This is a genomic window from Calothrix sp. CBUCES-K 9914 (assembly GCF_059640475.1).
Window position 1 is genome coordinate 1 of the sequence record NZ_JBXXZH010000126.1, and the last position, 26,119, is coordinate 26,119.

Consider the following 26,119-nt stretch of genomic DNA (forward strand, 5'->3'; position numbering starts at 1 on the left):
CTCGTTCATCACAAAACCTATCGTTGACGTATGGGCGCCAACCTTAACTTGACACCAATGGCATCCTTGCCCGTTACGATAGAACTAACATCAACAGGGGAACAATAAAGAGCGGCGCCTAGTACAATTAAAATATCTACAGCATCTCAAAATAACTGGATAACCATTCGTATTATTGACAACGGAATTGGTATATTAGAAACATCGCTTTCTAAATTATTCGACCCATTTTTTACAACCAAAGAAGTTGGTAAAGGTACAGGCTTAGGTTTATCAATAAGTTATCAAATTATAACCCAAAAGCATCACGGCAAACTTTATTGTCACTCAACTATAGGAAAAGGCGCCGAATTTATAATAGAAATACCCATCCGCTAATTTGAGTCGTAGCATACGCCAAAGCGCCTGTGCGTACAGTGATATAATTTTCTTTACCACAGAGACACAGAGATAACAGAGAGAAGAATGAACCACGCTCGTAAAAATTCTTCAAATATAAACTACTATTTTTGTTTATGAACGCGCGCATCAATAGCATTAGCAAGTGGAGTATAAGCATCAACTAAGCTTTCAGGAATACCATTAACTAAGCTCGACAAAGTTACAATATTAGGATTGTACAAAATTTCATAGTAAAGTTCCTTAACATTCATCCCTTTTGGTAAATTCCAATTATCCTTAATCCAACTTTCAAATTGACTTCTCCACACTGGATACTTAATCTTCAAGCGTTAAAATTCCCGCAGCCATATCAACTAATAATTTACGAGATTTTAACCATTGGCGCCCAAGTAATGTTTCTGATACATCTTGCCCCACGTGAACTGGAATATCAAATTCCCGTCCATCAATTTTAACTTTTCCTGCGTAAATATCAAATTTGGTCTCTCCCTTTGCCATATCCATATCGCGCTCACCAATACGAGCCCAATCTAATCCTTGTAAGTCTTGCTCATCAACTGCCAACCATCCGGAGAAACCTGTATCTAAAGTTACATTTGTAGGTAGGTTTAATTCATCGTCACTAATAAGTTCTATTTCAAATATTAATTCGTCTCTTTCTCCAAACCAACCCTCAATCATATTGTTCCAGATACCCCTGTTTCATTGATTTGGAAGAGGTAAAAAGGGGATTTAGGGTGCTTTTGACGACACATATTCATTACTGTAATTTCATCTTGATCAATAAAATATTCGCCACTATCGGGTTCAACAGCCATGTACCAGTTGTAATGGGTCTGAATATACTGCGGCTGAACGCGGTCAAAAATCGGCTTGCAGCGTGCCCAAAATGCTTCACGTTCTGCTTGCCGTTTGGCTTTCTGTTCTTCTGTCCACTGAATCTCAGGGAATATTCTTCCTCTGCGTGCGGTACGTGTGGGCTTTGTTTCGGTCATTGTTTTTTATTCGATAAGTATTAGTTATTTGAATTTCTACTTTATTATACTTTTAGCAAGACTTCACTGTAAAATATATTTAAAATAATTTACACAGTATATTTTTGATTATCTCAACTCAAGTTCATCATGATAATATTTATACATACGCTTATTAACAGCCTTGCCAATCCCAAATATTTTTATCAATCACCTCACCATTTGGTAAAGTTACTTCTTGTAATGTATTGCCCATAAAATCTGTTAATTTAAATCCTTTAGCACCTGTGAAATTACAACTTACCAGGTAATTCTCTAACATATCTAAATAACTTAGACCAGCATTACTAAAATTTACATCGTTAAAGGCTGACAGATAAAAGCATAGCATCCCTAAATCAGCTTCTTTAAAACTAACTCTCGAAAAAGCTCCTTCTTGCATGTCTAGCATATAGAATGTAGCTTGCTCAAAATTACATTCCTCAAAATAAGAAAAATTTAATTCACTTTGAATAATTTTGATGCCACTAGCTTTAATTCTATTCCAATTACATTCGCTTAAATCAGTTTGGTTAAAGCTAGCTCCACAAAGGTTAATATCAGTCATTTTAGAGAAGTGTAAATCACTCCTCGTAAATTTACTATTTTTAAAATTAACCCGTTCAAATTCTACGCCTCTTAGGTTAGAGAGAGTAAAGTTTATTCCTTCAAGCGATACATCGGTTAAATGACCGCTCGTCAAATTAATACCAGTAAAATCTCGCTCACCTTTCTTATATTTATTAATCAATTCTTGAGCATCCATATATTAACTTTTTTGCTATGTCTATGCTAATAGTAGTCATCAGTCAATAACTCTATAAAGCAGGCGCCTCAAAGAAAACTGAAAAAACAATGAATCTCTGTGCCCTCTACGCCTCTATGGTAAATTTGTATGCTTTCAAATTTAATGAGATGAAGTGCTAGTTTTACTGGTGGTTATTTCATCTTACTGGGGCTATTTTACTGGGGCTATTATTTATATCCACCAGTAATCAATCCAAACACGGGAGCATCGTGTACGCCTCCGTGGTAAATATAATTACCGCTTCATACACAGAGAAGGCTCTAGATAGATTACCAATTCGTTCTCGACATTATATGCGTCTCGGAGCATGGTTGTATTGAAGGGGCGCTATACCCTGTATGTACTGGTGGTTATTTTATTTTACTGGGGCTATTTTTACTGGGGCTATTATTTGTATCCACCAGTAATTGCAAAGGGCGCCAGATATTTCTGTTTACAACGAACATGCACAGGCAAGACGCCTATGCTACGGGAACGCCTCAAAATTAATAACACGGACTACGCTTATTTTGTTCGTAAGCAATAAATAATCCGTTACATCCGTTCTCATCCGTTGCCAGCTACTATACTGATTTTTCAATCCTTTCCTGAATAATATGGCTGCAAATTTTTTAATGAAAGAACAGGCAGGGATGCCTGTTCCACAATTTTAGATTTTACAGTTCCAGTTTTATTTTTGAGTTGCAGGAGGTTATGCTGGGTAAATCCTTAACCTGCGGTTTGGTTCCTCACCAAAACTGTTAGACTTTAATCGATAATGCTCGACTAACTCGTGTTGCATTTTGCGTACTTGAGCGGAGCGAGGTAATAACTCTACTGGTTGCCCTTTGGGAATTACTATTTGCTCAACTGCGAGTCTTGCTTCTTCCAAAGCATCCATTTCATCATCAGTACCGTTGTGTACAAATAACTGCAACTCGTTATCATCAGAAAACTCTGGGTCATCGATGTTCAGCATTCTCCGCAACCCGCGCGTAATTTGCGGGATGGTACTTGATTTAATCATGTGCAGCGGTAAATGTCTTGACTTCGCCAACTGTCTCAATTTAGCGTGGTTTTTGACGTGTGACCGTAATGCCAATATCGAATCAGCACTATCTATGTCTTTTGTCAAGACTACGGGCAAGTTTAATACCTTGATAACTTGTTCGAGTTGATTTCGACTCACACCATAAGGATAAACATGCAGTGGCAAGTCTTCGCCATTTGGTCCCGCAACCCGTGAGTTTTCATCAAACTCTAAATCGTAAGTATCAAAACTTGTTTCTTGCGAAAGCAAACGCTCAAATTCGCTTTTTACTGGTGAGCCGTTTGACTCACTTGGTACTGCTTGCAACGGTGCCATTCTACCAGATGACCGCCAGCCCTTTTCAGAGGGGCGATGGGATGAGAAGTTTTCGTCAACAGTAGTGACGTTTCCACCTCGACCGTTAATTGCTGTCAACTGACGAGTAATGGAAAGCTTACCATTCTCATCAACCGTTCGAGTTTGCGGTGTTGGTTGGCGCCCACGTAGTAGCATATCAACAGTATCAGCTACACTTTCGTGAACGACCCAGCGCTTACGTTCATGCATTTCAACTGCAATATCGAACGTTGGCAAAGCTTTTCGTTCTAAAACAGTTTTTTGACTGCCCCTACGTCGTGCCTCATCGTCTCCCAGTGTCACAGCTTGGATACCACCAACTAAATCCGATAAAGTGGGGTTTTTAATCAAGTTCTCAATTTGATTCCCATGCGCTGTACCAACTAACTGCACGCCTCGTTCCGCAATTGTCCGCGCGGCTACGGCTTCAAGCTCAGTACCAATTTCATCAATAACGATAACTTCTGGCATGTGGTTTTCCACAGCTTCAATCATCACTTGATGCTGTTCTTCTGGACGCGCAACCTGCATCCTACGAGCTTTACCTATCGCTGGGTGTGGTACATCACCATCACCAGCAATTTCATTTGATGTATCTATTATCACCACACGTTTGCCAAGTTCATCAGCCAAAACGCGGGCTATCTCGCGCAGCGCAGTAGTTTTACCAACACCTGGGCGACCTAGCATGAGTATTGATTTACCAGTTTCCACTAAATCGCGAATCATGCCAATCGTTCCAAAAATCGCCCGACCAACACGACAGGTCAAACCGATTATTTTACCGGAACGGTTGCGGATAGCGCTAATTCGGTGCAGGGTCAGCTCAATTCCCGCACGATTATCTCCACCAAAGCTTCCCACATTACATACGCAATCGTCAATTTGTGCTTGAGTAATGGGCGCCTCCGTTAGATACTCCGCTTTATCAGGAAAGCGAGCTTCTGGTCGGCGACCCAAATCCAAGACCACTTCTACCAAACTATCTCTTTGCGGATGATTCTCTAGAATTTCTCGCAGGTCTTGGGGCAATATATCTAATAACTTTTGGAGCTCGTCTTTAATCGTCATGCTTTTTATGTGACGTTTTAAGAGATTTTTGGACATTAGGACTCGCACGCTCGCATATTGACGATAACAAAGTGCCGTTAAAACACTTGGCATACACCCAAAATTCCCCGAAGTCCCACTATATAAGTGTTTTATTGCTTCGTTGAGCGTGCGTTTGGATTTTGCTGTGACTTGAGCTGGGAAACGAGAGAATGGGCAAGTTTTACCGCTTGCCAGAGCAATTCAGGCTCGTCCTCTAAACGGACGCTTTTAACATCAGCGCAGATCACCTCCCTTTTTTCTAACTGTTCGAGAACCCCTGACAGCAATGCACGCGCGTAACTGCCGTATGCAATACCAGAGATATAAGAGTGCTGAGTGCTTTCTAAGTGCTGAGTGAGTCGTGCTGAGTTCCGAGTATCATACTCAGCACGACTCACTTTACACTCATCACTACTTTCAGCACTATTTCTCAGCATTTCCATTGCCTTTAGTTTGGCAACAGTATAGCTATTTGTGCCTCCTGCTAACTGCACATATCCTGGTATATTTGCTGCTAATACTTTTTGCCCTAGCTTTACTGCTCGTAAAGTTGCGCCCGAACCAATATCACCACTCATCGGACGGCCATCTGTCTGCCATATCAAATAAGGAACAGTCGGAGCTATCAATTCATATAGAGCGCGTAAATAGTCAATTAAATCTTCACCGTCAGGACAACTGACAGCAACTAACTCTAACTGCTTGACTTGCGGCTCGATTGCTTGCCACAATCGTTTAAATTCTGCCAAACGCCCAACTTTTGTATGTATTTCTACAGCATCTACTCCTTGTGATAGTACCAATGGTGCTATTGCTCCTAGCGTTGATACATAAGAACTTGTATCAATTATATCATAAGGACAGATGGGTATACAACGTCCACAGCCATAACATTTTTGCGATACTACACCTGAGAAATTATTTGAGTGCCCGTTAAAAACAATTGCTTGAGCAGGACATACTTTTTCGCAGGGTCTTGGGCAAGTCGAAGGACATTCGCTTGAGTTAAATTCGGCTTTGCGAAAGTGTGGGTCTTCTCCGTCATTTAGACTGACCATCAAAAAAGGGGTTTTGACTTCGCAATTGATACCTTGTCTACAAGCTTCTACCGCCAAAGTCGAGGCAACTTTTAGCGCGTCTTGCGCTGCTAAAATTACAGCAGGGTCTGCTGCCACATCAATACAGTCAGCACCCGCCAGAGCATAGGCTAGTGTTAAACTTCTGACCGCAGGCAGATGTTGGTAACTGGCGCCACAGATAAGCTTGAACCAGTGACCTTCAATTAAGGAACGTTTTGGGCTAAACAAATCAGTCACATCTCTATTATGCTATTTGTGACAAAAAATAGTAGCTTTTAACTCTAAAAAAGTTTTAACCTATTTTTGACTCCAGTTGTCGGAGTGGAATTTCAATGACAAATTTAGCTCCTTGTCCAGGTGAAGAATAACATGTTAAATTTCCCTGATGCTTTTGAACTATAATTTGGTAGCTAATTGATAACCCTAGTCCAGTCCCCTTTCCCACTGGTTTTGTTGTAAAAAAAGGGTCGAACAAACGCACGCACGTCGATTGGTCAATACCAGGGCCATTATCGGCAATACTAATTTTTACTGTATTTTGATTTGTAAGTTGCGTTTGAATCAAAATTTGCGGAACTAGAGTCAGGGAAGTAGATGCAAGTGAATCTTTTGTACTATTATACTCCGTATTATCTTGTAATGTAACCTTTTGCCCCAGGCGCCATGCTCCATTACCCATTTCCAAAGCATCGATTGCGTTATTTAAAATATGCATAATAACTTGATTCAATTCGCTTGGATAACACATAACTTGAGGTAAAGCCCCAAAGTCCTTGATAATGGTAATCATCGGACGATGAATAGTTTCAGAAAGCCGATGGTCTAACATCATCAAAGTACTGTTAATGCCTTCATGAATGTTCACGTTTTTCATCTTCGCTTCGTCTAAGCGAGAAAAGTTATGCAACGCTAGTACAATAGCTCTGATTCGGTCTGCACCTCGATACATGGCGCCCATCAAACTCTGCAAGTCATGAATAACAAAATTGAGGTCAATATCTTTAATCGTTGCTTGAATCAGAGGTGTTGGGTTAGGATACTCTTTTTGGTAAACTTCTACTAATTTGACTAAATCTTCAATATATTCACCCGCATATTGCAGATTGCCATAGATAAAACTAACAGGATTATTAATTTCGTGTGCAACTCCTGCGACTAATTGTCCTAAAGCAAACATTTTTTCATTTTGGATTTGTTGAACTTGAGCAGCTTTTAAATCATCAAAAGCTTTTTCAAGTAAAGAATTCTTTTCTTGCAACTTGCTTTGCAATAAACGTAAATTAATTTGATTTTCAATTCGCAGTACTACTTCTGCTCCATGAAACGGCTTAGTGATATAATCAACTCCACCAACATCAAAAGCTTTAACTTTATCTAAAACATCATCAAGCGCGCTAATAAAAATCACTGGGATTTGACTAGTTTTTTCTTCTGATTTAATTTGTTTGCATACTTCATACCCATCCATACCGGGCATATTAATATCAAGCAATATTACATCAGGCAATAGCATTTGACACGCTGTTAACGCCATTTTTCCATTTAAGGCTTTACGAACTTCATACCCTTGTGCCGTTAACATTGCTGACAAAAGCCGCAAGTTGTCAGGCGTATCATCAACAACCAATATATTTGCTTTATAATTATGATTTCGCTCTAAAACCATTTCTAGCTAAAACCTGTTTTATATTATATTACATTTTATGCTACAATCGCGTATGTACTGCTAAATCTAGAAAGCAGGTTTGCTACTAATACTTCTCTTCTTTATATAAATTAAACTTAAGATTTAGCACTTAGCCATAAGCAAACTCTATCTATTGAGTAAGAGTAATTACTCTATACACAAAAAAGACAGATTGGCTTGGCAAAAATCTATACAAGAAACCAAGTTTCTGAAGCTAAGTCGGATAAAAGTACATATAAAATTACACTCATTTATTTTATAGATATAGAATGTTAGTGGATTTATCGCACCGTCTGATAGAACAATTGGCTCTCGCCTGCCTGCTATATAGCACGTGCGATAATTTTTGTAACAAGTCTGATTAAAGTATATTAGATAACATGTGCTGATGGATTAAATCAGAAGCATTTTGATACAAGCTTTATGTTTGGGCGCCACTCGTTAGGCCAGATATTGGACAATGTTACCATTGGGGGTTTGTAGCAATGAAATCGAGAACAAGTTCCTGTTTCAGGGGTTTGGAGAATAAAAACCCTTGGGCAAGGTCACAGTTGAGAGTACGCAGTTGAGCTAATTGCTCGCTCGTTTCAACTCCTTCAGCAATTGTAAGCATTCCCATTGAGTGAGAAATGCCAATCATAGCAGGCACTAGTCCCATATTTTCTTGATTATCTTGCATCCTCTTGACAAAAGATTTATCAATTTTGAGCGCATTCAATGGAAAGCTGTGGAGATAGCTTAAAGAAGAATAACCAGTACCAAAATCATCGATAACAATTCTAAAATTTTGCTGCTTTAGCTGTAAAAGAATACCTCGAACAATATCGTTATTTTCCATAATCACGCTTTCAGTAATTTCCAGTTCTACGCTTGTAGGGTTAACATTAGTTTCATACATAATGTTCTCAATTACTGTTGCAAGGTCAGCATAGGCGAATAATCGTGCTGACAAATTAATATTGATTGTAATATTTTCTGAGAAACTCGAATGATTTTGCCAGATTTTTAGTTGCTGGCAAGCGGTTTTAAATATCCAAATATTGAGCGCATAAATTAAACCAATTTCTTCAGCTGCGGGTATAAATTCAGTCGGAGGAATTAGTCCTTTCGTTGGATGTTGCCAGCGAACAAGAGCTTCAAAACCCGCTATTTTACCTGTGGAGAGTGAAATAATTGGCTGATAGTAAATTATAAATTCTTCACGCTCAACAGATCGACGTAAGTCATTTTCTAATTCCAAAATTTTGATGGCTTGAAAATGCATATCCGGGTCAAACACATGATAGCGCGCGCGTCCGAGTGATTTGGCGCGATACATTGCAGTGTCAGCGTCGCGCAATAAATATTCGGCTTTTTCGTAGTTACTATTACCCCAGCTAATACCAATACTAGCGTTCATAAAAACTTCGTACCGTGATAGTTTAAATGCTAAGGATAACTTCTTTAGAACACTTTCGGCTACATCAATAGCCATTTGAATCCCAGTGATATTTTCCAATAGAATAGCGAATTCATCACCGCCAAATCGGGCTAAAGTATCGAAAGGACTCAGTAACCCTTGAATGCGACGAGCGATAGCAACGAGTAACTCATCTCCAACAAAATGACCAAGCGAATCATTAATTACCTTAAAACGGTCACAATCTAAAAACAATACGGCAAAATGATAGTCAGCATTTTGTTTAGCATTATTAAGTGCAGTTTCAAGCTGTCGGATGAATAAAACGCGATTTGGTAACCCGGTTAGGGAATCATGTAAAGCAATGTCAAGAAGCTTGCTTTGTAGCTCGCGTCTTTGGTTTATCTCAACTTGGAGTTTTTGCATCGCTTCTTCTAACTCAGTAGTACGCTTTTTGACTCGTTGTTCTAACTCAGCATTTAGCTTCATAATTTCTAAACGAGCTTCGCGTAAAGCGATTTGATTTTGAACTCGCACCAACACTTCTTCAAACTCAAACGGTTTTGTGATATAATCTACAGCGCCTAAACGAAAAGCTTTCACTTTGTCAAAAACATCATCAAGCGCACTCACGAAGATCACTGGAATATCAGTAGTTTTGTTCCAGTTCTTCAAACGATGGCAAACTTCATAACCATCAATTTCCGGCATCATAATATCGAGCAATATTAAATCAGGTAGAATCGTCTGGCACGCAGTTAAAGCCATTTGCCAATTCAGAGCTTTGCGAACGTTATATCCTTCCCTAATTAAAATTGCCGATAGAACTCGTAGATTATCGGCAGTATCATCGATAATCAATATATCTTTTTTCTGAGTTATCAAATTGACATCGTTCATTCTGCATTCGCTGTCTAGAAATTCTGTTACTTTTATCAAATACCGAGTATTTTTGCAATGTGGACGTTATGGAACTTCCTTTTTGTCATATAAACACAACCACTTACGCTTCAAATCAACTATTTGCTCAATACACATTTATACCTAACAATAACCTCAAAGTACAAAATTTCAAACTTTGTTATAGCATCTTGATGATTAATCAGGTGTCACTGAACAAGGCTACATTCCTTTGTAGAGAAGAGTTTGAAACTCTTTTTACCACTTTTAAATTGTAAGGACGAGTAGTATAAGTTACTATTGTTTTATCAGTATATAATATATTTTACCCAAAATAGCAACCTAAAACAGTATATGAAAAACGTAGGGTGCGTGACGCTATTAACATTTTGAAACGAAGCGCAAGTCTAATAGCGTCACGCACCGTACAAGATGTTAACTGTGCGGCGCCAGTATAAAGGTTTCTAAGTAATTTTTCAGATATAGACAAGCAGGTAAGCTGATTGCTCCTTAAAGCAATAGTAAAAATTAATAATGATTATAAATATACAAAATATATAAAGCTCAAAATTGAGCATTTTCCGGGCTTACTGGGCGCGAGTGGCATCTACTACAATTGTTAAATATTTTGATACTCAGCTATGAGTGGAACGGGCATCCCTTAGAGTCCGGAAGTGTACTTCATTTGAATAGGAACCGCTATATAGAGGTTCGTAACTTTTTACAAACCGACCGAGTAATGGTTTACAGGTTTGATGCGGCAGAAAGCGGTATTTGTTTTGCCGAGTCAGTAGAACAGCACCAGTTACCGTCTTTCTTGGGGTTATCGCCGTTGGGAACGCTTGAGGAATCGGGCAATTGCGAAAAAACAACAGAAAACATAACAGTGTTCTAAAATGTACCTCAAAGTCCAATCAAAATACAGAATTCATCATTGAAATACCTCTAAAAACAACCCGACACTAGTAATGAAATATTGGCATGAAATCATAGCTGTCTCACAGCGAATTATAACTGAACTTCTACGTCGAAAACGCAGCTTAATATTTTGGTCTATATTTCCAGTTTCAGTATTAATTCTTAATGGGTTAATTATAGCCGAACGCGCGAAGTTATCACTTCAAGTAGCATTTGAAAACGCTGCACCATCAACCCTAGTTGGAGCAGCATTATTTTTTAGCTGTTTAGGTGGCAGTGTAGCAACAGTTGTAGCAGAACGTGAACAGCGAACTTTAAAGCGTCTATTTATTTCTCCCCTCAGTGGCGCCTCATATTTCCTAGGCATTTTTTTAGCTCACTGCTTCATCGGCATTTTCCAAACACTTCTGATATATAGTGTCGCGGCATTTTGGGGCGCCAGTTTCAAAGGCTCAGTCATCTTAGGAATAATAATCATTCTCGCAAGCATCATTGCCTACGTAGGCTTAGGTTTCATTCTAGGCACACAGTTAGCACGTCGTACCGAAGACGTAAACGCTTTAGTAGCAGCATTTGGAGTACCCCTCCTAATATTAGGAGGCTCATTCTTACCAACATCATTATTTCCCAAAAGCTTATTAAACATCGCGCGGTTCAACCCCATATATCATATGAACGAAGCATTGCTAAAAGTATCCGCGAATGGAAGTAATGTAGCCGACATAGAACCCCATTTACTATTCTTACTATGGTTCGCCCTGATCATGATAGTATGCGGATGGTTATCATATAGACGAATGCTACTCGTAGAAAGAAGACTTTAATTTATTTACATCTGGCGCCCACACTCGTACTACCTGTTTACTTGAAATAGGTATTTTTAATCAAGGCAAGACTTCAAATGACGATTTTTGGTACTACTGGTTATGTTAACCAGTAGTACTCTTATCTCTATGTACTCTGCCTCTAGAGTGGTAAAGAGATATATCAGTTATTAAAGATTTTGCTTTGCCCAAAGAGCCACTTGAGTACGGTCGCGTAGCCCCAAACGAGCTAAAATCTGACTAACATAGTTTTTTACGGTTCCTTCGGTCAAATATAGTTTTTGGGAAATTTCACGATTATTTTTACCTTCACCAATAAGAGTTAATATTTCCAATTCCCGCTCGCTGAAAAGTTGTTGATGAGAGTATAGTCATCTGCAAGTAAAAGTCGAATCATTTTTTATTTTCTTAGAGTGGAATTATTCCTTTAATTTTTGTACCTTTACCTAAATTAGTTTCAATATTAAGTTTACCACCTAACATTTGTACTCGTTCTTGCATTCCTCTTAAACCAAAGCCAGAATAAGGAAGTTCTAAATTAAAACCTTGACCGTTATCTATAATTTCTATAGTAATATTTTGATGATTCGAGAAACTACATAATTTTACATAAGTGGCTTGATCAATTTTTCCGGTCTAATGGGTAATTTGGGAACTGCTCGCAGTTTTATTCAAGCAACCACTGAATACCGTTTCCCAGTAATATCTTTTCTTAGTGGCGCCTCCTAAATTTGATGCAGCAACAGATGAAAGGAACAGCGAATAGTATAGTAGGAAACCCAGTAATAGGTTCGGTTATGGTGTTGGTGTCCGCATTCAATCCCCCTGCCAGTCGAATTCGTCTTGATTACGGAATTAATAACGAGGGAGATAACCGTATTCAATTTGGTTTTGGTGAAAAATTTGAAATTCAAAAGTGCGGTAATCATGAAAAATACAGGTGTAAACAACCGTATTCTAACAAAATAAACCACCATTACTATAAGAATTAAAGCGACTAAATGAACAACTAAATCAAACAACAATATGATGCTAACACGTTATAACCCTTGGCAAGAGCTAAACGCACTCCAACGTCAAATGGAATCCTTATTTGAATCTCAACCATTAGTTAAAACTCCAGTAGCAGAACTTCAAGAAACCGCAGAAGCAGTACTATTGAAGTTAGAACTTCCCGGAGTTGAAGCTCAAGACGTAGATATACAAGTTAGTGAAAAAGCTGTCTCTATCAGCGCTGAACGTAAAACAGAAACAAAAACCGAAGATAACGGCAAAGTTAGAAGTGAATTCTACTACGGTAAGTTTCAACGAGTTATCCCTCTCCCTGCCAGGATTCAAAACACAGAAGTTAAGGCAGAATACAAAGACGGTATCTTAAACCTAACCTTACCGAAAGCAGAAGCTGAGAAGAATAAAGTTGTCAAGGTTAACCTAGAACAACCCGCTGCATAATTGCTAAATATCTAATATCCATTTAGATTCCCAACTTCTCTAACAAGTCGGGAGTCTTACTACATCATACAACAGTCCACGCGCAAACGCTCAAATTATTGTTTTCTCTCTTTTCCCTTTTCTTCCTTTGCGTCCTTTGCGTTCTTTGCGGTTCGTTGCATAAACCTAAATTTTTACAAATCATTAAGCAATGCTATACTACTTCAAATAGAGTAGTTGATTATGCTTAAAATTAAAAACTTAAATAAATCATACGGCGCCAGAAAAGTTCTTGATAATTTAAATTTACATATAGATACAAGTCAAATATATGGATTACTCGGCGCCAATGGAGCAGGAAAAACAACAACGATTAATATTATATGTAATCTAATTCAAGCTGATAGTGGCTACATCACCATTAATAATCAACCAATCACAGATGATACAAAAGCATTAATCGGTATTGCTCCCCAAGAAAATTTACTATACCGAAGCTTATCATGTGAGGAGAACCTAACTTTTTTTGCAAAAATATATGGATTAGATGGCAGAACATGCCGCGAACAAGTACTTAAAACACTCGCTGACGTAAAACTCTTTGACCGTGCCAAAAGTCCCGTCGAAACTCTCAGTGGAGGAATGCAACGGCGCCTAAATATGGCAGTCGCATTAGTACACCAACCAAAACTAGTAATTTTAGATGAACCAACCACAGGACTAGATATCGAAGCGCGGTACGAAATTTGGGAATTAATCAAACAACTTAAAAATCAAGGTATCACAGTCTTACTTACAACCCATTTACTCGACGAAGCCGAACGCCTCTGTGACAGAATTGGCATTCTCAAAAACGGTAGAATTTTAGCGGAAGGTAATTTAGCACAGCTACGCCAGTATATTCCCGCAGAAGAAATTGTAATTATCAAAACATCAGACGAAGAAAAAGCAATCGTAATAGGACAAGAATACAATTTTACACCTCGACATTACGGAGGAGATTTAGCCTTTTGGATACCCGAAGCAATAGAGCTAAAAGAAATTATCGCGCGCTTTGAAGGTGTTAACATTGATTCTATTTCTCGTCAGCCTGTACGGTTAGAGCATATCTATCTCGAATTAACGCAGCGTTAGATAGTAAAATCCAATCAATATTAGAAACAGCCAAAAAGAGAGGAACGAACATGAGCTGGACTAAAGTTCTTGCCCAAAATGAACTACAAAGCGATGAGCGAAAAGTCGTCAAAGTAGAACAGCGCTCGATTTTACTACTTAACCACAACAATGAAATTTATGCCCTTGAAAATTCCTGCCCTCACCTCGGACTACCACTAAAAAAGGGTAAAGTTACCGATGGAGCAATAGTATGTCCGTTTCACCGTAGTGCCTTTGACTTAAAAACAGGTAATCCAACAACATGGACTCCCTTTCCTCCTGGAATTGGCAAACTCATGGGTATGATATCCACCCAAAAAGGTGTTACAGTATTTCCCACCCGTATAGAAGAAGGAAGTATTTGGGTAGAGATTTAAGAGATTGGATAGAAAATTAGGCGCCATTCAATTTGCAGTGGGGGGGTACTCTCCCATTGCATAATCACCAAGAAAAAACCGTAAAAGATATTAGAACTAAAAAAATTAAAAGTGTACAGACAAACACATCGCTTTTTTTATATAATCTTTATTCTAATTTCATCAAATCTTTATTCTACTTTCGGGAAATATCTATAGAGAGAATGAAGATAAAAACACAAGCATTTGATTGAATAAGAGTATAATCTGGAGAAAAACACCGTGAAAACCAACCAAACAAGCGCAAACTCGCGCGTTACCAAATCAGACAAAAAGCGACAATTATCGTCGTCTTACGTAGATATCGGTACACCCAAAGTGCCGCTTAAAAAGCGTCAAACCAACGAGAACCAAGAATCTCTCAGCGATTGGGCACACGCAAGCTAGTTATTTTTACGTATAGTAAATTGACTGAAGTAGTCCGGGAACAATCGATATTGAGGCGCCGTCATCGATTGTATGAGTAGGACACCAAATTGAAAGGTAGTTTCACTCAAGCTATACTTATCCCTTATGATTACCAACTATTCAACCCCTCACGCATTTTATAATGCATGAGGGGTTATTTAATAAATTAGTAAAGTTGGTATTTTCCCTGTGGATACATTATGGAACCGTGTTAAAGCTACTACTGAGCGTGCGCTAGCATGTGGCGCCTTATTGCCGATACCAACAAATTACGAGTTTGTCGAGCAGGACGGTGTAGTATTTCTAGTCCGAATATTATCAAACCTAGTGCGTAAGGATGAAGCGAAGAAAAAGCATGAAAGTGCAACTCCAGGTTTTAATCCAGATTTTAATCCTTTTCTTCCCTACGACCAGGATTTATGGGTCGCGGATATTTCAGACACACACGTGTGTATATTGAACAAATTCAATGTCGTTGATTATCACCTACTTATTATCACTCGCGCGTTCGAGCAACAAGAATCCTTACTAACCCAACAAGACTTTACAGCACTGTGGGCAAGCTTTGCTGATTTTGACGGATTAGCATTTTATAACGGAGGTCAAATAGCAGGCGCCAGTCAAAAGCACAAACATTTACAGCTAGTTCCCTTACCACTGGTGCCAACAGGTGTCAAATTACCAATTGAACCGTTGTTTTCCGAAGCTTCATTCTCAGGTTCAGTTGGTACTATACCCGGACTGCCCTTCGTACATGCTTTTACACACTTAAATCCTGACTGGGTAAAATCTTCAGTAGAAGCAGGCATCGCCACTTTAAAACACTACCATGAGTTACTCACAGCAGTCGGTTTAGAACCAGATATTACCAGTGACTACCAACGAGGCACCTATAACCTACTAGCCACACGCGAGTGGATGCTGTTAGTACCCCGACGAAACGAATGCTTCGAGTCAATATCAGTAAATTCATTAGGCTTTGCAGGCGCCTTACTTGTACGAAACTCTCAAACACTACAACGCCTTAAAGAGTACGGTCCAATGAATATCCTTAAAAGCGTAGCCATACCCATTCCTTGAAAACCTTTGCACTGGTACGTAAGATTAGAGTAAAGTTAAAAAGTGTAACGAAGTATCACTTTTACTTTAAGCTTTAAAACAAGCTGTTAACAGTTAGCGTTGAAATATCTTATAAAAGTCCATGCAAAAAAGTTTTTGGCGGCGCTTAGGGGCGTATGTAGGGTTACTAGTCTTAGCTGGTTCGATTTGGGCAATGCATCCTCTAGATGCTTATGCCTATGACAACCCAGAACTTTTACCAAAAACACCAACCCCAGTTGTAGACTTAGCCAAAACCCTCACAGATGTCCAAGAAGAGAATTTGGTCAAGGAACTTAACAACTTTCAAGATGAAACAGGCTGGAAATTGAGAGTCTTAACCCAGTTCGACCGTACACCTGGTCGGGCAGTCATCAACTTTTGGGGTTTAGATGATAAAAGCATCTTGCTTGTATCAGATGCTCGTGGTGGTAACATACTCAGCTTTAGCGTTGGTGATGCGGTGTACGAATTATTACCTCGTACCTTCTGGATAGAACTACAAACCAGGTTTGGAAATTTATACTACGTGCGTGAAAACGGTGAAGACCAAGCAATTATCGACACTTTAAGTACCGTAGAATCTTGCTTACGTCAAGGAGGTTGTGGAGTTGTACCAGGTTTACCGCGCGAACAGTGGATTTTGACCTTAATTACATCTGTACTTGGAGGAGTTATTTGTGGTTTTGCCGCACAACCCCGTCGTGAGGGTCAAATATTTGCATGGCAATGGGCATTAATTTTTTCTCCTCTATGGGGAATTTTATTTCTTGCCTTCGGTATTGGACCAGTCGTCACACGCACCCACGAATGGTTGCCCCTAGTTCGCAACATAGCGGGTTTCCTAATGGGTGTCATAGTAGCCTATCTCTCCCCAGTTTTTGGGCGCCCATCATCAAGTGCAGAATCTTAAGTGCTGAGTGCTGAGTAGGAGTAGGAGTAGGAGTAGGAGTAGGAGTAGGAGTAGGAGTTAGGAGTTAGGAGTTATTAATAAAAACTCAGCACTCAGCACTCATCACTGATTTGCTGTAAGCTTATTGCTGTTGTCTGTTTGCAAAACTGCAATGGAATGGCACATAACTGATGCTCAAAGCTTGGCAATAATTGACAGTGAAATTGGCGACCATGTTTTTTCGCCAGCAGAATACGAAATCGTGAAGCGTGTTATCTATGCTACGTGTGATTTTGAATATAAATCATTGCTTAGTTTTTCAGAGCGCGCGTTACAGTCTGCAGCAGCCGCATTAGCCGCACGGACTACAATAATCGTAGATGTTCCAATGGTACAATCCGGGATAGCAAACGATATAAAAAATACTTTTGCCAATCCAGTATTTTGTAGTTTTGAAGCTGTAAACCAACCTCAAGATCGAAAAACTCGTGTTGCATCAGGAACAGAAATACTAGCAAAACGATATCCCGAAGGAATTTTTATCGTTGGTCAAGCAGCTACTGCACTTTCCACAATTGTGGAACTAATAGAAGCAGAAGAAATAAAACCAGCTTTAATAATTGCGACTCCCGCAGGTTTTGTCGATGTTGACACGGCAAAAGAGCGTTTACGAGAGTCACTGATACCAAACATAACTATTGAAGGACGTAAGGGAAATGCCGTAGTTGCCGCAGCAATTGTTGATGGTTTAATAGACTTAGCTTGGAAGGCTTACGGTAACGATAATCTTTAATAATCTTCTTCTGGACTCCAATCATCACGTTTACGGCGCCTACCATCCTCTTCAGGACGACGACGGCGCCGTGGTCTATCATAATCATCATCGTCATCGCGTAAGCGACTTCCAACTTCAGTAAAAAAGTCTTTTCGCAAATAAGGATAATCACTTATCCAAATATTGCGACTAGGAATATACATATCAGTAATTTCCTCAATGCGACTAAGGTCAGCACGGTTCGACAACACAAGCATTTCAGCAATTTGACCACGTGATACAGCCTTATAGGCAACTTGTAACGGAGCTTGATACTCAGCAGTAAACCCTGTCTCATCACCGACTTCTAAATTAATACGCTTCTCACGATTTTCAACAATAACCAATTCACCCTTATTATTTACAGTTTCTTGCTTACCGACTAACTCTTCAGTTATCCATATGTCCAATATTCGACCGCGAAAAAAGCCACAATACTTATAGCGTCGGCACTTAATATTTCGCATACTCGCCTGAAACACAGGACTCCATAACCAATAGAAGGCGGCAATTAATCCAAGAACAAATATAATTGGACCAAAATCAAGTCCTAAAACAAACCTCAACAGTAAAACCACAGTTGCGGCAACTACTGATATAAGTAACCTTTGAATAAACTTTGAAAAATTACCCCAGTAATACTTATACTGAGGACCAATCCCAATTAGAGGAATGAGTTGTTCAAATTTTTCGCGCGTCAGTGGAACAAGCATAATTTTTTAGTTAAAAGTGCTGAGTGCTGAGTGCTGAGGAAGGGAGTGCTGAGGAAGGGAGTGCTGAGGAAGGGAGTTAGGAGTTAGGAATTAGGAATTAAAACTCAGCACTCAGCACTCAGCACTCAGAACCCAGCACTCAGCACTCAGCACTCAGCACTCAGCACTCATTTATAGTATTTTTTCTAATCCACATACTAACGACTTTAGCTGTTGGACTTTACGGATAGCAAGTAAAACCCCAGGCATATAGCAAGCTCGGTCAGAAGTATCGTGACGCAGTGTATAAATTTGTCCTGCTGCACCAAATATAACTTCTTGGTGTGCAATTAATCCAGGTAAGCGAATACTGTGAATTCGTATACCCTCACCAGCATCACTACCGCGCGCTCCAGCGAGCTTTTCTTCTTCTTGTACAACAGCAGCGTTAAAAGACTTACCCATTTCTGCCAGCAGTTGCGCTGTTTGAATAGCTGTACCGCTTGGAGCATCAGCTTTTTGGTTGTGGTGCAGTTCAATAATCTCCACATGGTCAAAATATTGTGATGCAGTAACAGCAGCTTGCTGCAATAGTACCATTCCAATCGAGAAGTTAGGAATAATTAAACAACCAGTACTAGCCTTTTCAGCAAAATCTGCTAAATCTTGTAGCTGTTGAGAACTTAAACCAGTAGTACCAACCACCGGACGAATACCATAAGCTATTGCACTACGAACATTATCATATACTCCTGAAGGGTGAGTAAAATCTACAATTACCCCAGGAAGCATTTGCCGTTCACCTGCAACATACCCCAACATCGGCTCTAACTGGTTTGTAATTGGCACTTCCAAGGGTGTACTCAAACCCGCCAATTCTCCCACATCTTTACCTTGATGTTCAGGGCTTGTGTCAATGGCACCCATTAACATCATATCCGACGCTTGTGAAACAGCTTTTATAACCTCGCGTCCCATTTTACCTGCCGCACCGTTAACAATTACGGGAATTTTATTTTGATTCGCCATAAAGAAATACTTTTGCTCGTAAGTTCAACCCAACAAACGAATTTTAGAAGAATTTGAGGCGCCACAGGAAAAGGAATCGAGTTAATACAAAACGAATGTTGGGAACTTGGCAGATTTAAACAAAGTCAGTCGCTTAAACTAAAATAAAAGCAAAATTTAGTCAGTAATAACCATGACAATCGTCACATCTTTGTATAAAATGCACTGAGCAACGTCCAGAAGATGTGAAGTTATTAATGCCGTCTCGCTTATTTCAGAACCCAGTAAATTAAATGAATAAGAAATTTTTCCTCACTTTACTTTCCAGCCCAGCATTGTTTGCTTCAATGGCATCAATGATGATGACAACTCCAGCACAAGCAAGTCAAGTAATTCATGAAGGTTCGCTTGACTGTATTCGTTCACCCCACTCAAAACAACACGCATTTGTTTGCGAGCGACACAAGAAAGCAACTACTGCACCTGGACAACAAGTAGCTATAGCCCAAAAGCAGCCAGAACTTGTACCACAGGCACCGAACCAAATTACAGAGCTTGCCTTTACCGACGAAGAAAGCGACACAGCCATCAAACTCTTTGGATGTGACTGTCCCGCTTGTCTCAACTCTCTACGTCAACTGCGCGGAATGAGTCAAATGGCAGTCTAAATAGTTTAAAGTGCTGAGTGAGTCGTGCTAAGTAAAAAATGTTGCACTCTACTCAGCAATCAGCACTTTCGACTCAGCACTGTTTAGAATCTTCCAAGACTATGTAGACCTAAAATCACACCAATACCTAGAATGTGACCAAAGCTAGTAGTAGCTAAAATAGCAGGTAAGCCAAAACCTCCGAAGAAATTAGACGCAGGCACAGCAGGTTCAACGTTCGGATACTTAATTGTAGATTTGCCAAATGCAATAGCTAAGATATTGCAAACAATCATAATGGCTCCAACAGCGGGACTCCATTGTAAAGGCGCCGTTGCGTATGTGACAGCGAGTAAAGTTGATGTTAACAAGCGATTTGCTCCTTGATTTTTCAGATAATTGAAAAACTTTGCTTGACAACTTCTTATCAAAAAACACTCACCGCGCGCTCGCTTTCGTATCACTAATTCATATTTTGTTGTAATCTTTCATAATATTTCTTTAATAAATCTTTATATTTATTTACATCCTCCAACTCTCTCCTCTGTGTTCTCTGCGTCTATGTGGTAAATAAATATACAGTCAAGATTCATAACATAGATTACTGTTGCTTCATGTCAATAAATTAGGAGTATAGGTGCCGTTATAAAGCGCAACTGTCGTTTTACTGGTGGTTATTTAATTTTACTGGGGCTGTTTTTACTGGGGCTATTATTCATATCCACCAGTAATTAACGAGGCGCCGTGTTTCTATTAAGGAAATAAAACACTTCCCTATATATTTGTGGTAATTATATTTACCAGTGTAGAGACGCGAGGAACATCGCGTCTCTATAAAGAACAATCATGAAGTTTTGGCGCCAAGGTAGCGAAGGCATCAGGAGAAAGAATAAAGTGTAAAAAAGAGCCTTTTGCACTCAAACCCACCATGAAACGTAGATGGAAGTCTTTGTTCCTCTCATTGAACTGGGTATTTCTCTCAGTAGGGACATCTATTTTTGTTATAGTTACACAGCCTTTAGTTTCGCCCGCACAGCAACCTGCTGTACCCAACCCTGTTGAAACGGTAGTACCTACTACATCAGATACACTTTTAGAACAAGTTATTTCACAAAAAAAAGACGATAAACCCGTATCAAATTCCGAAGACAATAATAAAAAAACCGAAGAAGACAAACCAACTCCAGAAGAACTAGCGCGTCGGCAAAAGTTAATTGAGGCAGATAAGCTTTATATAGCTGGCAATGTGAAAGAGGCAGAAAACATTTACCGTGAAGTCAAAGAACCATTCAAGCAAGCTGCCGCTAGCATTAACGAAGAGCGTCAACCTGCCATTGTTGACCCAGCACAATTAACACCAGCAGGTAAAGTATACTGGCGTGAAGCTGAAGCTGGAATTACCAAAAATTTACAAACCCGCACTTTAGTACCTTTAGATTTGTTAGTTCAACAGGTGCCTCAGTTTGTACCGGGTCATATAAAATACGCTGAATCATTAAGAAAATACGGTGATGACAAAAAAGCGCTACAGGTATTAGAGCGCGCGGCAACGCTGTACCCAAACCAACCAGACCTAGTTAGAGCGCGCGTTACTGCCTTGGGGGATGCCAAAAAGTGGATGGAAGCATCCCTAGCTGCACGTCAATACGCAATCCTCAATCCAAATGACCCATTGGCGCCAGAATTTTCCAAATTAGCGGATGATAACCTCAAGCGTTACAAATCCCACATTCGCGGTGAAATTCGCGGGAACGCTATTGCCAATATAATCACAGGCGCCCTAGGTTATGCAGTTACAGGTAGTCTTCTTGGACCATTTTCAGCGCTCGACTCAACCGTTATGCTGCTACAAGGTGAAGAATCAATTGGTGAGTCAGTTTCCAAACAAGCCAAAAAACAACTTGATTTGGTTAAAGATGAAACCGTAAACGGATACGTTAACGAAATTGGACAGAAACTTGCCCTCGTTGCTGGGCGTAATGAATTTAAATATGAATTTTTCGTAATTCCCGAACCTGACTTGAACGCATTCGCTTTACCCGGTGGCAAAATCTTTATCAACGCAGGCGCCATTGAAAAAGCTAACTCCGAAGCCGAATTAGCCGGATTAATTGGTCATGAATTATCCCACGTCGTACTTTCACACGGTTTTCAACTAGTAACACAAGGTAACTTAATTTCTAATATTACTCAGTATTTACCTTTAGGTGGAACGGTAGGACAACTATTTGGACTATCCTACAGCCGCGATATGGAGCAGCAAGCAGACGTTTTAGGCACACGGTTAATTGTCACATCTGGGTATGCAGCAGACGGACTACGAAACCTCATGGTAACCCTATCAGAACAAATGAAAAACAAAAATGCACCACCAACTTGGGCATCATCACACCCAGGTGGTAAAGAACGGGTGGGTTATCTGGAAGAATTAATAACACGCAACGGCTACAATCGTTATGCGTATGAGGGAGTCGGCAAGCATCAAGAAATTCGTGAAAAAGTTAAAACTATATTAAAAGAGGCAAAAGAATGTCGTGAGGACAAGAAAAAATGTCCAACAGAAAATAATGTTACTGAGCCAAAAAAGCCGGATACCGAGCAAAACCCCAGCCAACAAGCTCCTTCACAGCCAAGTAACTCTAAAAAATAATCATGGAACATCCATCAAGATTTGATGAGATGTAACAAAAACATCTCGAAATCAAAGCTATTGATAGACACATCAGGGCAAGAGGGCAAGTTATAATTTTTTAGCGGACGAGTATTGTAAATTTTTATGACTACCCCTCTTGTACAAGCTTTTTTTGTCGGTAGAGCGGTCGCTGAAGTTATCAGCGAACGTCTTGAACACACTTTAACTGACGCTTTTTCGGAACTTGGTAAATTAGATGCTGAGTTACGCGAGCAAGCACGCTCTTTTACCGAAGAAGTTCTAGCTCGCGCACAACAAGCATCCGAAGCAGCAGGTGCAGGTTTTACGACTTCAAACGTCGGGCAAACCACACAGTCAGTTGACACACAAGCAACAATTGATGATTTGCGCGCGGAAATAGCCACACTACGCACTGAACTACAGCGTCATCGCGTTAGTGGTTAACTGTTAATCGCTAATCGTTAATCGCTTGAAGTCTTCTTGAAGCAATTAACAATTAGCAATTAACAAAAATAATTACCAATAACCTCCCCAATTAACAAATTTACTAACAAATTTACAGTGTCTTCTTCCTTCCTAGAATCAGTTAATCCCAGCGGTATTTAAAGCATATGGAAAAAGGATATTCGGATAAGGCATACCGTTGGAACAGCGACAACTACTCTAGCAGGCGCCGTTTTATAGACATTTGGGCGTTTGTACTACTGTTAATGTATCGGCTTTGGCTATATAACAAATCTTGGAGTTATCCCGGAGGGGTCAGCGAAGCCAAGCAGGCAGCACGGCGCCGAACTCTAGCAGTTTGGGTTCGCACGACGCTACTCGATTTGGGTCCGACTTTTATTAAAGTTGGACAACTGTTTTCAACGCGCGCGGATATATTTCCCGCAGAGTATGTCGAAGAACTCTCAAAACTACAAGACCGAGTTCCAGCTTTTAGCTACGAACAAGTCGAGTCTAGTATTGAGAAAGAACTAGGTAAAAAAATTCCTGAACTTTTCCACAGTTTTGAACCCGTTCCTTTAGCTGCCGCTTCTTTGGGACAGGTTCACAAAGCAGTTTTACACTCTGGCGAAGCTGTTGTCGTTAAAGTTCAGCGTCCCGGCTTAAAAAAACTATTTGAAATCGATTTACAAATTCTCAAAGGAATTACGCGCTATTTCCAAAACCATCCCAAATGGGGAAAAGGACGCGACTGGATAGGCATTTACGAAGAGTGTTGTAAGATTCTTTGGGAAGAAATTGATTACTTAAGCGAAGGTCGTAATGCTGACGCTTTCCGCCGTAACTTTCGTGACTACGAATGGGTAAAAGTTCCTCGTGTTTACTGGCGTTACACTTCTTCTCGTATACTTACACTTGAGTATGCACCAGGTATCAAGATTAGTCAATACGAAGCATTAGAAGCAGCTGGGTTAGACCGAAAAACACTTGCTCGTCAAGGCGCCGAAGCATACCTACACCAGTTACTCGACAACGGCTTTTTCCACGCAGACCCACACCCTGGTAATATTGCCGTTAGTCCAGAAGGCGCACTAATTTTTTATGACTTCGGGATGATGGGGCGAATAAAGTCCAACGTGCGCGAAGGGTTGATGGAAACTTTATTTGGCATCGCTTCTAAAGATGGTGATAGAGTTGTCCAGTCACTTATAGACTTAGGCGCCATCGCACCAACCGATGATATGGGACCAGTGCGGCGCTCAGTACAGTACATGCTCGATAACTTTATGGATAAACCGTTTGAAAACCAATCGGTTGCCGCCATTAGTGACGACTTGTACGAAATCGCTTATAATCAGCCATTTAGATTTCCAGCAACTTTCACCTTCGTCATGCGCGCGTTCTCGACGCTGGAAGGTGTTGGTAAAGGGCTTGACCCAGAATTCAGCTTCATGGAAGTAGCAAAACCATATGCAATGCAGCTTATGACTAACACTAATGGAGAGTCAGGCAATAGCTTGCTCAACGAACTCAGCCGTCAAGCAGTTCAAGTAAGTACAACAGCTTTAGGATTACCACGCCGTGTTGAAGATACTCTCGAAAAACTTGAACGTGGTGATATCCGAATGCGTGTCCGCGCCATAGAAACCGAGCGATTGCTCAGAAGACAAAGCAACATTCAATTAACCACTACTTACGCGGTAATAATCGGTAGTTTTACCCTTACAGCCTCGATTTTATTAGTTAAAGATTATATATGGTTAGCCATATTTGTCGCTTTGGTCGCAATTCTCGTATCATGGCTGTTAATTAGGCTTATTCTACGCCTTGACCGTTATGACCGTATGTATTAAAAAATTGTTGCCGACGCGCGTAAAAATAGCGTAAAAAAATATGAAAATAAACTATACCGGAGCTAGTGATCCCGGACTTATTCGATTTTCTAATCAGGATGCTTATTATACAGACCCAGAAGGACGATTCTTTATAGTTGCTGATGGGATGGGTGGTCATGCTGGAGGTGAAGAAGCCAGTCGCATCGCCACCCAAGAAATTCAAGCTTATTTATTGGAAAATTGGGATTCCCAAATTACTTCAGATAAGTTGCTTGAAGCAGCACTTCTTCGAGCCAATGAAGCTATCATCCGCGACCAACAAAACCATCCTGAACGCGCGGACATGGGAACAACCGCAGTCGCGATACTTTTGCGCGACCAAAGTCCCCTATGCGCTCACGTCGGCGACTCTCGATTATATCGTTGGCGTGAATCACAACTCGAACAAATCACAGAAGACCATACTTGGGTCGCACGCGCGCTAAAAGTCGGTGATATATCCCCAGATGAAGCACGTATCCATCCCTTCCGTCACGTACTATCACGTTGCTTAGGACGAGAAGATTTACAAGGCGTTGATATTCAGCCCTTAGAATTGAAAGCAGGTGACCGTTTATTACTTTGTAGCGACGGTTTAACTGAAGAACTTGTTGACGAAAAAATCGCTGCCTACCTTCAAGAGTCCTCAATGCTCGATAAAGCAGCTTTCGCCCTTATCGAAGCCGCAAAAGAACATGGTGGACACGATAACATTACAGTTGTACTAGTGGCGTTTGATTAGACAACACACAGTAAAAAATCGCAATAGCCAGATGCTTATTGTCCTAAAAGTTCATCTTGAGCATTTTTGATCTTTACAACTTGATACAAATACTTTACCCTCCAAGCTTTGCTTAGAGGGTAAATTGTAGCTTTGTGTCAATTGACATCTTGCTACTTTTACTGTATATCGAATAAGATTGCATTTAATACCCTTCTTCTTAACATAACGAGGCGTAAGGCGTATTATCTGAAAACAAACTGTGACCCTATTAAATTATTAAGTTTTTGGTACATATTGCATCAACTTGACCGAAATATGCCTTCGCAATGTTGATGTACATATATAAGCTAAGATTTAGCTAAAAAACTTAAAGCT

At 40.0% G+C, this 26,119-nt stretch carries 26 protein-coding genes and 3 pseudogenes; 16 read left to right on the plus strand and 13 right to left on the minus strand.

Annotation, left to right across the window (positions count from 1 at the left end; genetic code table 11):
• Positions 1–111 precede the first annotated feature (111 nt).
• Positions 112–378 (plus strand): annotated as a pseudogene (locus AC2JBO_RS25210) (sensor histidine kinase); the annotation flags it as partial.
• A 125-nt stretch (positions 379–503) separates the two neighbouring features.
• On the opposite strand, the gene AC2JBO_RS25215 reads toward AC2JBO_RS25210, so the two are convergent.
• The 8 genes from AC2JBO_RS25215 to AC2JBO_RS25250 form a co-directional block, all read right to left on the minus strand.
• Positions 504–728 carry a hypothetical protein gene (locus AC2JBO_RS25215; protein WP_496956380.1) on the minus strand — a complete coding sequence of 75 codons (225 nt, stop codon included), beginning with the start codon at positions 726–728 and terminating at the stop codon, positions 504–506.
• Positions 718–1,083: an aspartyl protease gene (locus tag AC2JBO_RS25220; RefSeq protein WP_496956381.1), complete on the minus strand. Its 366-nt coding sequence runs from the start codon at positions 1,081–1,083 to the stop codon at positions 718–720. Before AC2JBO_RS25220 ends, AC2JBO_RS25215 begins: the two co-directional genes overlap by 11 nt.
• Complete coding sequence (locus tag AC2JBO_RS25225) at positions 1,080–1,397, minus strand: hypothetical protein (protein ID WP_496956382.1); 318 nt, start codon at positions 1,395–1,397, stop codon at positions 1,080–1,082. The genes AC2JBO_RS25220 and AC2JBO_RS25225 overlap by 4 nt, the downstream gene beginning before the upstream one ends.
• A 154-nt stretch (positions 1,398–1,551) precedes the next feature.
• The gene (locus AC2JBO_RS25230; protein WP_496956383.1) at positions 1,552–2,181 is read right to left on the minus strand and encodes a pentapeptide repeat-containing protein; all 630 of its coding nucleotides are present in this window, start codon (positions 2,179–2,181) and stop codon (positions 1,552–1,554) included.
• Positions 2,182–2,914: 733 nt separating this feature from the next.
• Complete coding sequence (locus AC2JBO_RS25235) at positions 2,915–4,660, minus strand: R3H domain-containing nucleic acid-binding protein (RefSeq protein WP_496956402.1); 1,746 nt, start codon at positions 4,658–4,660, stop codon at positions 2,915–2,917.
• 131 nt (positions 4,661–4,791) lie between these two features.
• A complete protein-coding gene (gene ldpA, locus AC2JBO_RS25240) occupies positions 4,792–5,997 on the minus strand; it encodes a circadian clock protein LdpA (RefSeq protein ID WP_496956384.1) in 1,206 nt (401 codons plus the stop codon).
• Positions 5,998–6,052: 55 nt separating this feature from the next.
• On the minus strand, positions 6,053–7,426 hold the full coding sequence (locus AC2JBO_RS25245) for a hybrid sensor histidine kinase/response regulator (protein WP_496956385.1): 1,374 nt from the start codon (positions 7,424–7,426) through the stop codon (positions 6,053–6,055).
• Between the two features lie 484 nt (positions 7,427–7,910).
• Positions 7,911–9,746 (minus strand): two-component system response regulator, encoded by a 1,836-nt coding sequence (locus AC2JBO_RS25250; RefSeq protein ID WP_496956386.1) that lies wholly within the window; start codon positions 9,744–9,746, stop codon positions 7,911–7,913.
• Positions 9,747–10,431: 685 nt separating this feature from the next.
• Between AC2JBO_RS25250 and AC2JBO_RS25255 the strand changes: the two genes are divergently transcribed.
• The gene (locus tag AC2JBO_RS25255) at positions 10,432–10,641 is read left to right on the plus strand and encodes a hypothetical protein (RefSeq protein WP_496956387.1); all 210 of its coding nucleotides are present in this window, start codon (positions 10,432–10,434) and stop codon (positions 10,639–10,641) included.
• Positions 10,642–10,714: 73 nt separating this feature from the next.
• Positions 10,715–11,488, plus strand: a complete 774-nt coding sequence (locus tag AC2JBO_RS25260; RefSeq protein WP_496956388.1) for an ABC transporter permease — start codon at positions 10,715–10,717, stop codon at positions 11,486–11,488.
• Positions 11,489–11,658: 170 nt separating this feature from the next.
• Here the strand turns inward: AC2JBO_RS25260 and AC2JBO_RS25265 are convergent.
• Positions 11,659–11,847 (minus strand): annotated as a pseudogene (locus AC2JBO_RS25265) (response regulator transcription factor); the annotation flags it as partial.
• Between the two features lie 49 nt (positions 11,848–11,896).
• The gene (locus tag AC2JBO_RS25270; protein WP_496956403.1) at positions 11,897–12,115 is read right to left on the minus strand and encodes a sensor histidine kinase; all 219 of its coding nucleotides are present in this window, start codon (positions 12,113–12,115) and stop codon (positions 11,897–11,899) included.
• 15 nt (positions 12,116–12,130) lie between these two features.
• On the opposite strand from AC2JBO_RS25270, the pseudogene AC2JBO_RS25275 reads away from it, so the two are divergent.
• The 8 genes and pseudogenes from AC2JBO_RS25275 to AC2JBO_RS25310 form a co-directional block, all read left to right on the plus strand.
• A pseudogene (locus AC2JBO_RS25275) lies at positions 12,131–12,393 on the plus strand (BamA/TamA family outer membrane protein); the annotation flags it as partial.
• A gap of 124 nt (positions 12,394–12,517) precedes the next feature.
• Positions 12,518–12,940, plus strand: a complete 423-nt coding sequence (locus AC2JBO_RS25280) for an Hsp20/alpha crystallin family protein (RefSeq protein WP_496956404.1) — start codon at positions 12,518–12,520, stop codon at positions 12,938–12,940.
• A 222-nt stretch (positions 12,941–13,162) separates the two neighbouring features.
• Entirely contained in the window at positions 13,163–14,053 is an 891-nt protein-coding gene (locus AC2JBO_RS25285; RefSeq protein ID WP_496956389.1) for an ABC transporter ATP-binding protein, read from the plus strand.
• Positions 14,054–14,103: 50 nt separating this feature from the next.
• Complete coding sequence (locus AC2JBO_RS25290) at positions 14,104–14,451, plus strand: Rieske (2Fe-2S) protein (protein ID WP_496956390.1); 348 nt, start codon at positions 14,104–14,106, stop codon at positions 14,449–14,451.
• Between the two features lie 261 nt (positions 14,452–14,712).
• Positions 14,713–14,877 carry a hypothetical protein gene (locus tag AC2JBO_RS25295; RefSeq protein ID WP_496956391.1) on the plus strand — a complete coding sequence of 55 codons (165 nt, stop codon included), beginning with the start codon at positions 14,713–14,715 and terminating at the stop codon, positions 14,875–14,877.
• 210 nt (positions 14,878–15,087) lie between these two features.
• Positions 15,088–15,978, plus strand: coding sequence for an ATP adenylyltransferase family protein (locus tag AC2JBO_RS25300; protein ID WP_496956392.1), 891 nt, complete (start codon positions 15,088–15,090; stop codon positions 15,976–15,978).
• A gap of 121 nt (positions 15,979–16,099) precedes the next feature.
• The gene (locus tag AC2JBO_RS25305) at positions 16,100–16,909 is read left to right on the plus strand and encodes a TPM domain-containing protein (protein ID WP_496956393.1); all 810 of its coding nucleotides are present in this window, start codon (positions 16,100–16,102) and stop codon (positions 16,907–16,909) included.
• Positions 16,910–17,060: 151 nt separating this feature from the next.
• Positions 17,061–17,681, plus strand: a complete 621-nt coding sequence (locus AC2JBO_RS25310; protein ID WP_496956394.1) for a precorrin-8X methylmutase — start codon at positions 17,061–17,063, stop codon at positions 17,679–17,681.
• Here the strand turns inward: AC2JBO_RS25310 and AC2JBO_RS25315 are convergent.
• Both AC2JBO_RS25315 and dapB read right to left on the minus strand, forming a co-directional pair.
• Positions 17,678–18,415: a DUF8619 family protein gene (locus AC2JBO_RS25315; RefSeq protein WP_496956395.1), complete on the minus strand. Its 738-nt coding sequence runs from the start codon at positions 18,413–18,415 to the stop codon at positions 17,678–17,680. The genes AC2JBO_RS25310 and AC2JBO_RS25315 overlap by 4 nt on opposite strands.
• 171 nt (positions 18,416–18,586) lie before the next feature.
• Positions 18,587–19,423, minus strand: coding sequence for a 4-hydroxy-tetrahydrodipicolinate reductase (gene dapB, locus AC2JBO_RS25320; RefSeq protein WP_496956396.1), 837 nt, complete (start codon positions 19,421–19,423; stop codon positions 18,587–18,589).
• 272 nt (positions 19,424–19,695) lie between these two features.
• Between dapB and AC2JBO_RS25325 the strand changes: the two genes are divergently transcribed.
• The gene (locus AC2JBO_RS25325; protein WP_496956397.1) at positions 19,696–20,070 is read left to right on the plus strand and encodes a hypothetical protein; all 375 of its coding nucleotides are present in this window, start codon (positions 19,696–19,698) and stop codon (positions 20,068–20,070) included.
• Between the two features lie 83 nt (positions 20,071–20,153).
• Here AC2JBO_RS25325 and psaK read toward each other — a convergent pair whose 3' ends face one another.
• On the minus strand, positions 20,154–20,420 hold the full coding sequence (gene psaK / locus AC2JBO_RS25330; protein ID WP_496956405.1) for a photosystem I reaction center subunit PsaK: 267 nt from the start codon (positions 20,418–20,420) through the stop codon (positions 20,154–20,156).
• 557 nt (positions 20,421–20,977) lie between these two features.
• On the opposite strand from psaK, the gene AC2JBO_RS25335 reads away from it, so the two are divergent.
• The 4 genes from AC2JBO_RS25335 to AC2JBO_RS25350 all read left to right on the plus strand — a co-directional run bounded on the left by AC2JBO_RS25335 (position 20,978) and on the right by AC2JBO_RS25350 (position 25,762).
• Positions 20,978–22,699 (plus strand): M48 family metallopeptidase, encoded by a 1,722-nt coding sequence (locus tag AC2JBO_RS25335; protein WP_496956398.1) that lies wholly within the window; start codon positions 20,978–20,980, stop codon positions 22,697–22,699.
• Between the two features lie 126 nt (positions 22,700–22,825).
• The gene (locus AC2JBO_RS25340) at positions 22,826–23,146 is read left to right on the plus strand and encodes a DUF6825 family protein (protein WP_496956399.1); all 321 of its coding nucleotides are present in this window, start codon (positions 22,826–22,828) and stop codon (positions 23,144–23,146) included.
• A 167-nt stretch (positions 23,147–23,313) separates the two neighbouring features.
• Positions 23,314–24,999, plus strand: a complete 1,686-nt coding sequence (locus AC2JBO_RS25345; protein ID WP_496956400.1) for an ABC1 kinase family protein — start codon at positions 23,314–23,316, stop codon at positions 24,997–24,999.
• 40 nt (positions 25,000–25,039) lie between these two features.
• Positions 25,040–25,762, plus strand: a complete 723-nt coding sequence (locus tag AC2JBO_RS25350) for a Stp1/IreP family PP2C-type Ser/Thr phosphatase (RefSeq protein ID WP_496956401.1) — start codon at positions 25,040–25,042, stop codon at positions 25,760–25,762.
• Positions 25,763–26,119 lie beyond the last annotated feature (357 nt).